Annotated in this window: 11 protein-coding genes; 8 read left to right on the top strand and 3 right to left on the bottom strand. The window is 46.7% G+C overall.

From position 1 onward, the window contains the following. Window positions 1–205 precede the first annotated feature (205 nt). From acpP to tkt, 3 genes are all read left to right on the top strand, one after another. The gene (acpP, locus tag IQ234_RS06600) at window positions 206–457 is read left to right on the top strand and encodes an acyl carrier protein (protein ID WP_002748990.1); all 252 of its coding nucleotides are present in this window, start codon (window positions 206–208) and stop codon (window positions 455–457) included. Between the two features lie 69 nt (window positions 458–526). Continuing rightward, entirely contained in the window at window positions 527–1,777 is a 1,251-nt protein-coding gene (gene fabF, locus IQ234_RS06595) for a beta-ketoacyl-ACP synthase II (RefSeq protein ID WP_193956509.1), read from the top strand. 82 nt (window positions 1,778–1,859) lie between these two features. After that, on the top strand, window positions 1,860–3,866 hold the full coding sequence (gene tkt / locus IQ234_RS06590; protein ID WP_193956508.1) for a transketolase: 2,007 nt from the start codon (window positions 1,860–1,862) through the stop codon (window positions 3,864–3,866). Between the two features lie 190 nt (window positions 3,867–4,056). Here the strand turns inward: tkt and IQ234_RS06585 are convergent, their stop codons facing one another. Both IQ234_RS06585 and ylqF read right to left on the bottom strand, forming a co-directional pair. Further along, the gene (locus IQ234_RS06585; RefSeq protein WP_002784459.1) at window positions 4,057–5,541 is read right to left on the bottom strand and encodes a glutamate synthase subunit beta; all 1,485 of its coding nucleotides are present in this window, start codon (window positions 5,539–5,541) and stop codon (window positions 4,057–4,059) included. Between the two features lie 161 nt (window positions 5,542–5,702). Further along, entirely contained in the window at window positions 5,703–6,542 is an 840-nt protein-coding gene (ylqF, locus tag IQ234_RS06580; protein WP_193956507.1) for a ribosome biogenesis GTPase YlqF, read from the bottom strand. Window positions 6,543–7,070: 528 nt separating this feature from the next. On the opposite strand from ylqF, the gene IQ234_RS06575 reads away from it, so the two are divergent. The 4 genes from IQ234_RS06575 (at window position 7,071) to IQ234_RS06560 (ending at window position 12,823) form a co-directional block, all read left to right on the top strand. Next, window positions 7,071–7,826: a DUF2232 domain-containing protein gene (locus IQ234_RS06575; protein WP_193956506.1), complete on the top strand. Its 756-nt coding sequence runs from the start codon at window positions 7,071–7,073 to the stop codon at window positions 7,824–7,826. Beyond that, entirely contained in the window at window positions 7,819–9,330 is a 1,512-nt protein-coding gene (locus IQ234_RS06570; protein ID WP_193956505.1) for an FkbM family methyltransferase, read from the top strand. Before IQ234_RS06575 ends, IQ234_RS06570 begins: the two co-directional genes overlap by 8 nt. A gap of 716 nt (window positions 9,331–10,046) precedes the next feature. Then, the gene (locus IQ234_RS06565) at window positions 10,047–12,221 is read left to right on the top strand and encodes an Rne/Rng family ribonuclease (RefSeq protein WP_193956504.1); all 2,175 of its coding nucleotides are present in this window, start codon (window positions 10,047–10,049) and stop codon (window positions 12,219–12,221) included. Further along, window positions 12,218–12,823 carry a ribonuclease HII gene (locus IQ234_RS06560; protein WP_193956503.1) on the top strand — a complete coding sequence of 202 codons (606 nt, stop codon included), beginning with the start codon at window positions 12,218–12,220 and terminating at the stop codon, window positions 12,821–12,823. Before IQ234_RS06565 ends, IQ234_RS06560 begins: the two co-directional genes overlap by 4 nt. A 23-nt stretch (window positions 12,824–12,846) precedes the next feature. Here the strand turns inward: IQ234_RS06560 and IQ234_RS06555 are convergent, their stop codons facing one another. Continuing rightward, on the bottom strand, window positions 12,847–13,602 hold the full coding sequence (locus IQ234_RS06555; protein ID WP_193956502.1) for a TVP38/TMEM64 family protein: 756 nt from the start codon (window positions 13,600–13,602) through the stop codon (window positions 12,847–12,849). Window positions 13,603–14,086: 484 nt separating this feature from the next. Between IQ234_RS06555 and IQ234_RS06550 the strand changes: the two genes are divergently transcribed. Continuing rightward, the gene (locus IQ234_RS06550; RefSeq protein ID WP_193956501.1) at window positions 14,087–15,472 is read left to right on the top strand and encodes a cytochrome P450; all 1,386 of its coding nucleotides are present in this window, start codon (window positions 14,087–14,089) and stop codon (window positions 15,470–15,472) included. Window positions 15,473–15,544: the final 72 nt, after the last annotated feature.

Genomic DNA, 15,544 nt, shown 5'->3' with positions numbered 1-15,544 from the left:
TGTGTATAAGAGACAGACACCCCACACCCTTGTCTTCTGATGAGCGCAAAAAAACTTCATCAAGAGGGGAACAACTTCCAGTAAGATGAAAAATGGTCAGTGAAAAAGCTAACCGAAATTTATTGTCGGAAATGGTAACACCGCCCCATTTCCCCAGACCCTAGAGGCTAGAGTCCGGTAAACCAGCGGATAAAAATTGACATCCATGAGTGCAGAAATTTTCGATCGAGTTAAAAAAGTTGTTGTGGAACAATTAGAAGTAGAGGATCCGGGTACAGTTACTCCCGAAGCAAGCTTTGCTAATGATCTGAAAGCTGATTCCCTTGATGTGGTCGAGTTAGTGATGGCTTTAGAGGAAGAATTTGATATTGAAATTCCCGACGAAGCAGCCGAACAAATTGACACTGTGGGCAAAGCTGCCGATTATATTAGCGGGAAAGTAGAAGCAACCGCCTAATTATTGCGGGAGAATTGACAAATAGAATTAAATATCTGGGGCAAAATCTGCCCTTATTTTTGAACAAACATGACAGAATTGCCATTAAAAAGGGTTGTCATCACGGGGATGGGTGCGATCACTCCCCTCGGCAATAATCTAGCAGACTATTGGACAGGCTTAATCAACGGCAAAAGTGGCATTGGTTTAATTACCCACTTTGATGCCTCCCGTCACGCTTGTCGCATTGCTGGGGAAGTGCGGGGTTTTGACCCCCACGAATATGTGGAGCGCAAAGAGGCAAAGCGCATGGACCGTTTCGCTCAATTTGCCGTCGCCGCTAGTTTGCAAGCGCTGCAAGATTCTCGATTAGTTATCGACGCTCTCAATGCCGATGATATAGGTGTACTAATTGGTACGGGCGTAGGTGGCATAAAAGTGCTGGAGGATCAACAGGAAATTTACTTGACAAAAGGTCCGAGCCGGTGTAGTCCTTTCATGATCCCGATGATGATTGCCAATATGGCTGCTGGTTTAACCGCTATCCACACGGGGGCCAAGGGACCGAGTAACTGTACCGTGACCGCTTGTGCTGCCGGTTCCAATGCCATCGGCGATGCTTTCCGTCTAGTACAAAGGGGTTTTGCCAAAGCGATGATCTGCGGTGGGACGGAGGCCGCCGTTACTCCCCTAGGATTGGCTGGTTTTGCCTCCGCTAAGGCCCTGTCCACCCGCAACGATGACCCCACCCGGGCCAGTCGTCCCTTTGACAAGGATCGGGATGGTTTTGTCATGGGGGAAGGGGCGGGAATCTTGATTATAGAGGAATTAGAAACGGCCTTGGCCCGTGGGGCGCGTATTTACGCCGAAATGATCGGTTATGGTCTGACTTGCGATGCCTATCACATGACGGCTCCAGTTCCCGATGGTCGTGGGGCCACCAGAGCGATCGAATTAGCGATCAAAGATGCCGGTTTAACTCCGGCGGAAATTAGCTATATCAACGCCCACGGGACCAGTACGGGGGCCAATGATCCCACGGAAACCAAGGCGATTAAAAAAGCTTTAGGAGAATCGGCCTACCAAATCCCCGTTAGTTCCACCAAATCGATGACAGGCCACCTTTTAGGCGGTTCTGGCGGCATTGAAGCCGTGGCCACGGTTATGGCGATCGCTAATGATCGGATTCCCCCGACGCTCAACCTGGACAATCCTGACCCCGATTGCGATCTCGATTATGTCCCCTACGAAAGTCGTCAGCAGATAGTTAACGCTGCTCTCTCCAACTCCTTTGGATTTGGTGGCCATAACGTCACCTTAGCTTTTAGAAAATATGCTTGAGTCGATGCCCCTGAAAGAGTAATCTGTGAGTGGCTCCCTCTTTAACCCGGTCTTATTTTTGTAGTTCATTCTAAAAAACATTATGGTTGTCGCCTCCCAATCCCTCGAAGAACTTTGTATTAATGCGGTGCGTTTTTTAGCGGTGGATGCCGTAGAAAAGGCTAAATCTGGACACCCCGGACTGCCCATGGGAGCCGCTCCCATGGCCTTTGTTCTCTGGGATCAATTCCTGCGTTTTAACCCGAAAAACCCCCAATGGGTCAATCGTGATCGTTTTGTTCTCTCCGCCGGTCACGGTTGTATGCTGCAGTACGCTTTGATGTACCTGACGGGATACGATAGCGTTCCCCTCGAGGAAATTAAACAATTCCGGCAGTGGAAATCGAAAACCCCCGGCCACCCCGAAAATTTCGTCACGGAAGGGGTAGAAGTGACCACTGGTCCTCTGGGTCAAGGGATTGCCAATGGTGTCGGTTTGGCCCTAGCAGAAGCTCATTTAGCAGCCCGTTTCAACAAACCGGATGCCAAAATTATCGACCATTACACCTATGTGATTTTAGGTGATGGTTGCAATATGGAGGGGATTTCTGGGGAAGCTTGTTCCTTAGCCGGTCACTGGGGTTTAGGCAAGTTAATCGCTCTCTACGATGATAACCATATCTCGATCGATGGTTCCACCGATATCGCTTTTACCGAGGACGTGAGCAAGCGTTTTGAAGCCTACGGTTGGCACGTTCAGCACGTTGAGAATGGTAACACCGATTTAGATGCCATTGCCAATGCGATTGCGGCTGCCAAAGCTGTCACCGATAAACCCTCGATGATTAAAATCACTACCACCATCGGTTATGGTTCCCCCAATAAGTCTAATACCGCCGATGTTCACGGGGCAGCCTTAGGAGCAACAGAAATCGAGTTAACCCGAAAAGCATTAGGTTGGGAATACGAGCCGTTTGTGGTTCCCGATGAGGTGTTAAATCGTTTCCGGCAAGCAGTGGACAAGGGAACGACGGCAGAAACGGACTGGAATAAGTTATTTAACGAATATCAGGCTAAATATCCCGCAGAAGCGGCTTTATTTGAACAGTTAACCACCGGTCAACTGCCGGAAGGTTGGGAGCAAGCTTTACCGGTTTATAAACCCGAAGATAAGGCACTGGCTAGTCGTAAACACTCGGAAATCTGCTTAAATGCCCTTGCGGGGGTTTTACCCGGTTTAATCGGTGGTTCGGCGGATTTAACCCACTCTAACTACACCGAATTAGAGCATTTTGGTAATTTCCAAAAAGGCAGTTATCAGGAGCGTAACGTTCACTTTGGCGTAAGGGAACACGCGATGGGGGCGATTTGTAACGGTATTGCTCTCCATAACACGGGATTGATTCCCTACGGGGCGACTTTCCTGATTTTCACCGACTATATGCGGAATTCTATCCGGTTATCGGCATTGTCAGAAACCCGCGTCATCTGGGTAATGACTCACGATTCCATTGCTTTAGGGGAAGATGGACCAACTCACCAACCCGTGGAACACGTTGCTTCTCTGCGAGCTATTCCTAACTTGTTAGTCATGCGTCCGGGAGATGGTACGGAAACTTCCGGTGCGTATAAAGTAGCGGTGAGCGAAAAGAAACGCCCGACTTTATTGGCTCTCTCCCGTCAAAATCTGCCCAATTTAGCGGGAACTTCCCTTGCAGGTGTGGCTAAAGGTGCTTATACTATCACCGATTGCGAAGGTACTCCCGATGTCATTCTCATTGGTACGGGGGGCGAGTTGTATCTCTGCGATAAAGCGGCTGCGGTGTTGAAAGAGGCAGGAATTAAAGCTCGCGTCGTTTCTATGCCCTGTTGGGAGCTATTCGAGGAACAATCGGCAGAATACAAAGAATCGGTATTGCCGAAAGCAGTGAAAAAACGTCTCGCAGTGGAAGCGGGTTCAACCATGGGTTGGCATCGTTACATCACCGATGAGGGGGATGTGTTGGGGGTTGATACCTTCGGCGCTTCTGCTCCGGGGGGTGTGATTCTAGAGAAGTTTGGTTTTACCCTGGATAACGTGGTAGCGAAGGCAAAAGCGTTGTTAGGTTAATTAAAACTTTGCTTTTGTGAAAAAAGCCCGCGCCAGCGGGTTTTTTTGTGTTAGTATCTAACCCTATCGTGCAAAGGGTTGACCGGGTGATTGGGTGATTCCTCTTTTTTACAAGCTCTCTATCGACCTTGAAATAGCCCTACCCCTAAAAGGGGTAGGCTTTAACCCCAAAATTTCGGTAACTACTGGTTTAAGGTAAATCCGTCGCCCCCATCAAAAAGCGATCGCATTCTCTGGCGGCCCCGCGACCTTCATTAATCGCCCAAACCACCAAACTTTGACCACGACGACAATCCCCCGCCGCAAAGACTTTCGGTAAGCTAGTGGCAAATTGACCGTGTTCGGCCTTGATATTGCTGCGGGCATCCTTTTCTAGGCCCAAATCATCGAGTAAAGGCTGTTCTGGTCCTAAAAATCCCATGGCCAATAGAACTAATTGCGTCGGGATGACTTTTTCGGTTCCTGCCACTGGTTGGGGGATAAACTGTCCTTTTTCGTTGCGTTGCCATTCCACCCGTACCGTGTGAATCCCTGTGACGTTACCCTCGCTATCCCCCTCGAATTTAGTCGCTGTGGTGGTATAAACCCGGGGGTCATCGCCAAAACGTGCGGCCGCTTCCTCTTGTCCATAGTCCAGACGGTAGATTTTCGGCCATTCGGGCCAGGGATTATCGGCAGCCCGTTCTCGGGGCGGTTGCGGCATAATTTCTAATTGGGTGACGCTACGGCAGTTATGACGCAGGGAAGTCCCCACACAGTCGGTTCCCGTGTCACCACCGCCGATAATTACTACGTCTTTACCCGCAGCCGAGATAAAATCCTCCCCAGGCTGTCCGTCTAATAGTGCTTTTGTATTAGCGGTGAGAAACTCCATGGCGAAGTGAATGCCCTTTAATTGGCGACCTTCGATGTTTAAATCCCGGGGTTTGGTGGCTCCGGTACAGATAACCACGGCATCATATTCGTTTAATAGGTCTTGGCTGCTGATATCCTTGCCCACTTCCGTGTTACAGACCATTTTTACCCCTTCCTGTTCCAGCATCTGGAGACGACGCAGAACCACTTCTTCTTTATCTAACTTCATGTTGGGGATACCGTACATCAATAGGCCACCGGGACGGTCGGCCCGTTCGTAAACCGTCACCCAGTGACCGGCTTTATTTAACTGGTCGGCGGCCGCTAATCCAGCAGGTCCGGAACCGATCACAGCCACTTTTTTGCCGGTACGGATTGCGGGGGGATTGGCAGTAATCCACCCGGATTCCCAACCTTTGTCGATAATCGAACATTCAATATTTTTGATCGTAACGGGGGGATTATGAATACCGAGAACACAGGAACCCTCACAGGGAGCGGGGCAGACTCTACCGGTAAATTCGGGGAAATTATTGGTTTTATGGAGGCGATCAAGGGCTTCTCGCCACAATCCTCGATAGATTAAATCATTCCATTCGGGAATCAGGTTATTAATCGGGCAACCACTGGCCATGCCACTAATTAGGGTTCCCGTGTGACAAAATGGTGTACCACAATCCATACAACGGGCAGCCTGATTGCGGAGTTTATCTTCTGGCATGGGAAGATGAAACTCATCCCAATTGTGAAGGCGATCGAGGGGGGTAAGTTCGGAAGGAAGTTCACGCAGGAATTCGATAAAGCCAGTCGGTTTGCCCATAGTCTTTGTTATCTCTGTCGTTTATTCCCTATCTTCCTTCAGAGTTCGATCGATCCTCGCAACTTTACCGATTTCTTTAATCTTATCGGCAGCTCAGTGGACTAACAGGCGGTAATTTTGACAAATTGGGTAATTAACTATTGAGTTAAAAACAGGCGATTTCAAGAGGAAGGGGGCAATTCTAAGGGGATAGCCCCGATTATTCCCTTGCGAAAATCATTGAGTAACTGCATGGCTGCCCTTTCTTTATCTTCTTGATATTTGAGATTGGCCAATTTTTCGATAAAATCCTCCCCGGTTATATCTAGGGTATTCAACCCGTAACGAGATTGTAAAAGTCCTTCATACTGTAATTCTCTTAATAAATCGACAAAAGCCGCCGCTATCCTTTGGTTATCATAACCAGCATCCCCAATATCCTCACAGATAGCTAATTTCACCGCATCCTTTTGATTTTCTAAACGGGAAGGAATCACCCCCGGCGCGTCTAATAATTCTAAGGTTTCGGAAATTCGCACCCATTGTAACTGTCGCGTTACTCCGGCCCTGCGGGCGCTGGCGACGACTTTTCGCCCTAATAAACGGTTAATCAGGGCAGATTTGCCCACATTGGGAAACCCGATCACCACGGCCCGCACTGGACGCGGTAACATTCCTCTCAGTTGACGTTTTTGGTTAATTTCATCGCCAATTTTTTCCGCCGCTTTGATAATTGCTTTAACTCTTTCTCCCTGTTTAGCGTTAGTAAAATAGACGGTTTCTCCTTGACTTTTAAACCATGTTACCCATTGTTGCTGGGCAGATTCGGGAATCATATCGAGACGATTTAAGATTAATAAGCGCGGTTTATTGCCAATCCAATCGTCCACCTGGGGATGATGGGAAGCTAAGGGAATGCGAGCATCGCGCACTTCTAGAACCACATCCACGAGTTTAAGATGTTCCTTGAGTTTTCTTTCCGCTTTGGCAATATGACCGGGATACCATTGAATTAACGCCATGGGAGATGGGAGTATAAAATTAAATCTTATCAGGAATAGTCCCTAGATAGCTAAGTGGGTAGGTGTTAAAAATTATCAGATTCCTCCTTATTAAGCTATCCATTAGTTACATCTTTCTTAACATAAAATTTGACAAAAAGAGAAAATTGTGCTAGATGGCTCAAGGGAGTTCTATGGCGGAACTAAGTAGCTGGTTATAATTAGGGTTTGCGGCAAAAAGTACGGGCGAAGCATTCGGATAGAAAATCTGATGAAGACGCAAGGTTTTGAAGCACGATTCTTTCAAAATCTTGCACCTGTTTCGCGAGAAAAACCACAAAACCCTTACCTTGCCTACATTTCACATTTATTCAGCAAGCCCTAATTAAATTAAAGATAGATTTTAGGTTCGATCCCCTTAATCAGGGGGGTTGACAATTAATTTTTAACACCTACCTACTTATTTTTTGCCTCTTGCCTGACTGGGAGTCGCAAGTCTAAGCTAAGGATAGCCGGCCAACCCGTACCGACCACCGGATAACTGATAGAATGAACGATTCTAACGCTAATGCTCCCGCTCAATCCTCAGAAGAGACAATAGATGAAACCAATTGGGTAGATCTGGGGGAAGAGGGACAACCTCTAGATAAACCCACTGCTAAACCTATCCAACCATCTCCCCTTAAGTCTATCGCTACCCTGATCACGGTGGAAACGGCTTTTTTGGCCAGTGCTACCAGTTTAATCTGGTTAATTGATTATTATTTTCCCCTCGGACCGTTATTAAGGGTTTTCTTCCCGATTCCTATCGCTTTAGCCTATTTACGTTGGGGCGCTCGTTGTGCTTGGATGACAGCATTAGTTTCTAGTTTACTTTTGTCGGTGTTAATGGGACCGACTCGCAGTATTGTCTTTTTGATTCCCCACGGCCTGATGGGGGTACAATTGGGGCTATGCTGGCGCCGGGGTGCGCGCTGGGAATTTTCCATCTTGACTGGGGGACTGTTGGGTGCTTTTGGTTTATTCTTTCGTTTTTGGCTGTTTTCAATTCTTTTAGGCGAAAATCTCTGGTTATATGTGATTACCCAAGCGACTAATTTTATTGATTGGATTTTCACCCAGTTAGGGATTCTCGCTAAACCGACGCTGCTGCAAGTGCAATCGGTGGCAGTTGTAGGCATATTTGTCAATAGTTTATTATACTTATTTGCCGTGCATTTAGTGGCGTTATTAGTTCTTGATCGCCTCGGTAATCCGATTCCTCGTCCGCCCAAATGGGTACAGGTCATACTAGATTATGAGTAATTATTTAGCGCTTTATCGTCAGTATCTCCAGTCAATTAATCCGGCAATGGATGGAGAGTTTTTAATCGCCGAAAATCTATCTACTAATTGGGATGAACCAGAAACTGCTTTAGATTTTCATAACTGTGCGGTGATGGCTTTAATTGAAGCGGAAAATTCCCCAATGCGATCGATGTATGTGGAGATGGCTTTTCAATCTCTGCAAAGAGTCCTAGAAATGGCGGTTTATCCCCTTGCTACTGCCCATTTAGCTTTAGTTTATTATCTAGTGGGCGATCGAGATTTAGCGGCACAAAATGCTTTTAATGCTTTAGTCCAAGTGCTATCATCGGTAAATGCTAATTATCCCCTGGGGTTAATTTATTATTTTCCTGCCCATAACCGACAGGAATTATTAAGGGATTTATTGGAGACTGCTAATTATAGCGAGCAGACCTTGTTCTTATCTACAGAAATATTATATCGGTCATCCTTGGCTTTTTATAATCAAAATGGGATAAGATTTTTAGAATTAGCTAATCATGTTAACCCCAATTCCTGTCATCTCAATCGTCAATTAGGTATCGCCAAATTAATTAATCAACAGCTAGAAGGTTTATTTCATCTCCATCGCGCCGTTAATCTCGATCCGGAAGATGCTGACAATTTGCAAGCTCTTTATTTAGCCTATCGGGGATTAGGACAACAACAATTAGCCAATTTTTGGTTAGAAACGGCGAAAGTAACGGGGAAAAGTTGGACAAATTTAGATATAAATCAGCCCTTTACCTATCTAAATTTTGATCGGAATATTACCCTAGCTGTAGAAGCAAGTTTTCGCAGTTTTGTCACGGGAGTTTTACTCGCCCAAGGGGATTGGTTTGAAGCAGAAATGGAATTTTGGCGACATAGTATTAAGGAAGGAATGACGGTTATTGATGTGGGAGCAAATGCGGGAGTTTATACTTTTAGTGCTGCTCATCGAGTCGGTAAGACGGGAAAAGTTATCGCTATTGAACCTTTTTCCCAATGTATCCAGTTACTAGAAGAAACCTGTCGGGTTAATCAATTTTCTTGGGTTTATCCCTGTGGAGGAGCGGCCAGTCATCAAGGGGGAAATGTTTATTTATCTCTTGAGCAAGCTAGTGAATTAAATGAAGTCGTTACTGATGCAGCCCAATTAAAGTCAGACAATTACGAACTTGTCCCCTGTTTTACCCTCGATAGTTTAATTGATACCTATCAGTTAGAAAGGGTGGATTTACTCAAAATTGACGCGGAAGGCCACGAAGTACCGGTTTTAGAAGGTAGTCAACTTTTACTTGAGCGTTTTGCCCCGATTATTCTCTACGAAAATATTGCCGGTAATCAAGGCAGTAATTTAGCCGCGGCCCGATGGTTAAAGGGGAAAGGTTATCGACTCTATCGTTATCGTCCCTACCTGCAAGAATTACTAGAAATCGAGTCAGAGGCAGATTTACAGGGAATTTTGAACGTTATCGCCCTGCCCGAACGGGAATTATAGGGATTAAGGAAACCGTCAATCCGGTCATCTCGTCGATAATCCTAGCGGTACTGGCGGATTAATTAATTCTTGAGAAAGCCAAAAGGGGATAAAAAGGTAATTTTACCCCAAAAAGTCGGAGAGATAGCTTTTTAGGTCTATTTTATTGCCTCTCATTACTCCTGACTGCTGAATTTGAGCCACTGACTCCTTTCTTGCTCCGAAAAATTTATCTTGGTCAGGGGATCATCGTCTTGTCAGAGAGTGACCCGGTGAGTTATAGTCGTCTATAAGACTCGATTAAAGCATTTCTTAAAAGAATCGTGGTTTTTGGAAAATCGAAAAGTGCGCTATTTTTCCCATCCACAGAAACCTGTTGCCGAGGGGAGTAACTCAAAAACTCCTTTTTTCCTAGATTCTGATAGACAGAACCGGCGGAAACGGATAAAAAATGCTGTTATCGAGCAAGACTCAGGGATTAATTGAAAATCTCGTCTCTTGGCTGTGCTTGTCTAATTGTGGGTCAAGCCGGCACTTGCCAAACAGACTTAAAAACTGAAACCAAGACTCAGTTCCCACGTCTGGGGGGCAGATGAATATCAAGATGAGGCTTTAACGATGCGGACTCATCTTCTTAGAACTTTCTTAACAAGACCAGATTTCCAGAAGTAGCCTCAAAGCATAGACAAATAGCCCATGGTCCGTCGCTTTTGAAACCGAAAGATTGAGGAAATTGAATGCCAAAACAAATAATCATAGCCGAACAACACCATATAGCGGCTGTTTTTTGGGAAGATCAAATTCAGGAATTAGTTGTAGCCACAGGTAATCAGCAGGTGGCCGACATCTATCTAGGATTAGTAGAAAATGTCATCCCCGGGATAGATGCAGCCTTCGTCAATATTGGCGATGCGGAACGCAATGGCTTTATCCATGTCACCGACCTGGGCCCCTTAAGACTGAAAAAAACCGCTGGTGCTATCACGGAATTACTGGCCCCCCAGCAAAAAGTGCTGGTACAGGTAATGAAAGAACCCACCGGCAACAAGGGACCGCGGCTAACGGGAAATGTCACTCTCCCTGGTCGTTATCTGGTATTGATGCCCAATGGTCGCGGGGTGAATCTTTCCCGTCGCATCCGCAGTGAAGACGAGCGCTCCCGTTTACGAGCTTTAGGGATTTTGGTCAAACCAGCGGGGATGGGTTTGCTGGTACGCACCGAGGCCGAAGGCAAAGCGGAAGAGGCGATTATCGAGGATTTGGAATTTCTGCAAAAACAGTGGGAGAGCATCCAACAGATGGCCGTCAGCAGCCGGGCCCCGGCCCTGCTGAACCGGGATGATGACTTTATCCAAAGGGTTTTGCGGGATATGTACAGTGCCGATGTCAATCGCATTGTTGTGGATAACCCGATGGCGGTAAAACGAGTTAAACAGCAATTGACGAACTGGGGCGGCGGCAAAGCTCTCGAGGGGGTTTATATCGACTCCCATCGGGAAACCCAGCCAATTCTCGACTATTTCCGGGTTAACGCCGCCATTCGCGAGGCCTTGAAACCCCGGGTTGATTTACCCTCCGGCGGCTACATTATCATCGAACCGACGGAAGCTTTAACGGTAATTGATGTTAACTCCGGTTCCTTTACCCGTTCGGCCACGGCCCGGGAAACCGTACTCTGGACTAATAGCGAGGCCGCCACAGAAATCGCTCGACAACTGCGCTTGAGAAATATCGGCGGTGTGGTGGTGGTGGACTTCATCGATATGGATTCCCGTCGCGACCAGTTGAAACTGTTGGAATTGTTTAATAAGTCCCTGAAAAGCGATAAGGCCCGGCCCCAGATTGCCCAATTATCGGAATTGGGGTTAGTGGAATTAACTCGTAAGCGTCAGGGGAAAAACATTTATGAATTATTCGGCAAAACCTGTGACCATTGCGGCGGACTGGGCCATTTAGCCCATCTACCCGGAGAAGGCAACGCCATCGCCCTAGAAACCCCCACCCTTAGCCGCGCGGAAAAAGAAACCCTTGTCGTTGCGCCGATTAATACAAAAGTTCTACCAGATAAGAGCGCTCCTAGCGTTGCGGCGGCCGAACCCTATCTAGAAGTTTTCTCCGAATTTGAGGCCGAAGAAAACGCCCAAGATATAGATCTTTCCTTCCATCCCAACTATCAAGAACAGGTTAATAATTCTCGTCGTCGCCGTCGTCGTCGTCCCTCGGAACTGTTACTAAAAGAGGAACGGAGCGAAAAAGCCGCTACTAACGGTGTTAACAACGAAATCGAGCCGGAATCAGAACCCCAACGCCTTGAGGAAAAACGAGAACGCCCCGCCCGTCTCTCGAAGCGGGGAGAAGATGCCAGCACCGCCAAAAATATTCCCGTCACCGAACGGGAGCGGGTTTCCGTGGAAATGACCCCCGTAGAACAGGAAGTTTATTCTTTAATGGGCATTTCTCCCCTGATTCTGGTGGATAAGGAGTTTAAAGACCCGAAATCGGTGATTGTTTCCGTGAAACTGGCAGGGGAAAGAGAAGCGGAAAACCCAGAAACGCCTGCTGCCACTCCTGAAATATCCTTGACTCCCACCCTAGAAGTCGAGGACACAGCCGCCGCCGCCCCGATAGAGGTGACGGAAACTGGCGAGGAAACCGACAATCGTCCCTTAGTGCGCCGTCGTCGTCGTTCCACCACTAGCGAAGTTAGTCAGGAAATCGACCAAGAAGCTAGTGCGCCAGTGACTTTTACGCCCGAACCGATTGCGCCCGAAACTCCAGTTTTTCTCGGCGAAGTCATTCCTTTAGAAACCCCAGTGAGCGCCGAGGTGACAGAGGAGCCACAAGTAGAGGCTGAAACTGCGGTGCTGCGTCGTCGTCGCCGTCGTTCCTCCGCCACTGCCGATGAGTCATGAGCGCAGAACCCTTAATTGCCGGTGTCGATGAAGTGGGGCGCGGGGCTTTATTTGGCCCCGTGGTGGCGGCGGTAGTGGTCACTGTCCCCTCTGGTTTTGCCCGGCTGTGGGAGTTGGGGGTAAAAGATAGTAAGCAACTTAGCCCCCAAAAACGGCAAAAATTGAGCCAGCAAATACAACGGGATTTTGTTTGTCGCATCGGTTATGCTACGGTGAAAGAGATCGATCGCTTGAATATTCTTCATGCCTCCCTACTGGCAATGAGCAGAGCTATCGGGAAATTACCCCTTTCCCCCAGTCTCTGTTTGATCGATGGCAAGCACATTATTAAAGATTTGTCAATCCCCCAAAAGGCGGTAATTCAGGGAGACCAACAATCGCCGGTAATTGCGGCGGCTAGTATCGTAGCCAAAGTCTGGCGCGATGACTTAATTACTCGTTGGCACGGACGCTATCCCGATTATGGACTCTCTCGTCACAAGGGTTATGGCACGGCTCAACACCTGGAAGCGATTGGCAACCATGGACTTACTTCTCAGCACCGGCTCTCTTTTAGTCCCTGTCAACAAATCCGCGTCATTCCCCACTCAAGGACAGAGTGAGGTGGGGATGGCGATTGAGGGGTTTACTTACTGATAACTGATGCCAGGGCCTGACGGGCAATTTTTGTGACGTAGAGGGTGACGGCAACGGTAGCGATAAAACCGATAAGACGAATAGTCCATTGTAAAACTGGGTTAGTGGCTGGTGCCGAGGTCCCGATAGTGGCAAGATTGCCCGCTAAAGAGCCAATATAGACATACATTATCGTCCCCGGAATCATGCCCGCGCAACCTAGTAGATAATCTTTCAGAGAAACCCCGGTGACACCATAGGCATAATTGAGCAGATTAAACGGAAATATGGGAGATAACCGGGTTAAAAGCACTATTTTTAAACCTTCTTTCCCCACAGCTTCATCGATAGCTTGAAATTTATTATTACCTTGAATTTTTTTCGCCACCCACCCCCTAGCCAGATAACGTCCCACCAGAAAAGCAGCAGTAGCGCCGATAGTTGCCCCGATAAAGACGTAAAAAGAGCCTAAAACCACGCCAAAAACCACACCAGCCCCTAAAGTCAGGATTGAACCGGGAAAAAAGGCCACAGTAGCTAGAATATAGATAATTATAAACGCGATCGCTCCTATGGCTCCCAAACTATCCACCCAAGTTAAGGCATGGAAAAGAATAGTTTGAGGATTAAAACCGATGGGGGCAGCAGATTCGAGGGCAAAAGCGGGGGGAGTAATCAGGAAAAAAACAAGGCTAAATGTAGTTAATAACAGTAAATGCCTGATAATCACAGTTTTTCCTAAGGGCAAAAACTTGGAAATAATCATAAAAAGTCCCTATAAGGAATGAAAAAAAAGAGATTGAACCATATAACGGTGTGCAGTCGTATGAGGTACAGTGTCACGAGCTATAAACCATGCTAGGCAAAGCTTGGTTTGTATCTCACTCAAGCGCTTACCGCTATAGAAGCGAATTAAATAGAACTGGGGGCTATTCTACCGCGATTATCATTGTTTAGACCAGAAAGGCAATCCTGAAAATTCCCAGAAAATCTCCCTCTCTGGGAGAAGATAAGACAAGGAACAGCCCGGTAATTTTTGGCGTTTACTTGATAAGCTAGGACGCATCTTAACTGCCATACTTAGATTAGCTGAATCTCCCCTAATCCCTTTACTTTTGCCTCTTGCCTCTTGCCCCTTGCCTCATCTCAATCAGCAATTTAAATGCGCGGGCAGCTTATTACACCTTGCCGTCTCTGGGAAAAAAATGTCACAATTAGAAATAATTAGCATTCGATATAGCAATTAATCTATGAAAATCATCCCCAAGGTCAAAGCCCCTACCTTCGTGCAAATGGCACAATGGATCATTAATCCCGTAGCTTTTATGGAAAATGCCGCCCGCAAGCATGGCGATATTTTTAGCACAAAAGTGGGTTTAACTGTAGATAATTTTATCTTTGTCAGTAGTCCTTCGGCCCTACAACAGGTTTTAACTAATGACCGTAAAAAATTTTCGGCACCGGGGGAAGCCAATCGGATTATTGCCCCGATTATTGGTGATTATTCCGTCGTCATGTTAGACGGAGATATCCACAAAAAACGCCGTCAGCTTTTATTGCCACCTTTTCACGGGGAAAGAATGCGTTTCTACGGCGATTTAATCCGCGATATTACCCTAAGAGTAATGGCAGAATTGCCCGAAAATCAACCTTTAAAAGCCCGTTCAGCGACCACAGCGATTGCTTTACAAGTAATTATGGAGGCAGTTTTTGGAATTAGTCAAGGGGAACGTTATCAAAACCTGAAAAAAATTCTGGCTGAAATGCTTGATATTTTTAACTCTCCGGTGATGGCTTCTTTGCTATTTTTCCCAATTTTGCGGGCTGATTTTGGTGCTTGGAGTCCCTGGGGAAAATATCAGCGTTCCCAAGAAAAAATTGATGATATTATCTATACAGAAATTGCCGAAAGAAAAGCTAATCCTAACCCGAATCGCACCGATATTTTATCACTACTGATGTCAGCCCGGGATGAAGAAGGCAACCCAATGAGCGATAAGGAATTGCGCGATGAATTAATGACCTTATTATTCGCAGGTCATGAAACCACCGCCACCGCTATGTCTTGGGCGCTCTACTGGACTCATCGCTATCCAGAAATTAAAGCAAAAATTCTGCAAGAAATAGCCACTTTAGGAGATAATCCCAACCCCATTGATATAACTCGATTACCCTATCTTTCGGCGGTTTGTTCGGAAACTTTACGCATTCATCCCGTGGGGATGTTAACTTTTCCGCGAGCAGTGGAAGAACCAGTAGAATTAGATGGTTATCCTTTAGAAAAAGGGACAATTCTTATGGGTTGTATTTATCTAGCTCACCACCGCGAGCAAACTTTCCCCGATTCCCATACTTTTAAACCAGAACGCTTTTTAGAAAAACAATTCACCCCCTACGAATATATGCCTTTTGGTGGTGGAGCGCGTCGTTGTATCGGGGAAGTTTTAGCTATCTACGAGATGAAAATCGCTATCGCCACAATTTTGGCCAATTATCAGTTAACTCTAGTTAATAATACCCCCGAAAAACCCAGTCGCCGAGGTGTCACCCTTGCTCCCTCGCGAGGAGTTCCCATGGTCTTAAAAGGACGACGGGAACCTCTGGTGACTGCCCCCATGCTCGCCGAAATTTCTTAAAAAAACTGACAAACTATTGTACAATCAGAGTTGTGGTATCCCATATCATAACTCTGCTTTTTTGTCAATAAA

Origin of the sequence: Microcystis aeruginosa LEGE 91341 (assembly GCF_015206885.1) — a bacterium.
GTDB lineage: Bacteria > Cyanobacteriota > Cyanobacteriia > Cyanobacteriales > Microcystaceae > Microcystis > Microcystis aeruginosa_H.
The sequence above is the reverse complement of the archived record's forward strand: the minus strand, read 5'-3'. Positions and strand labels throughout refer to the sequence as shown.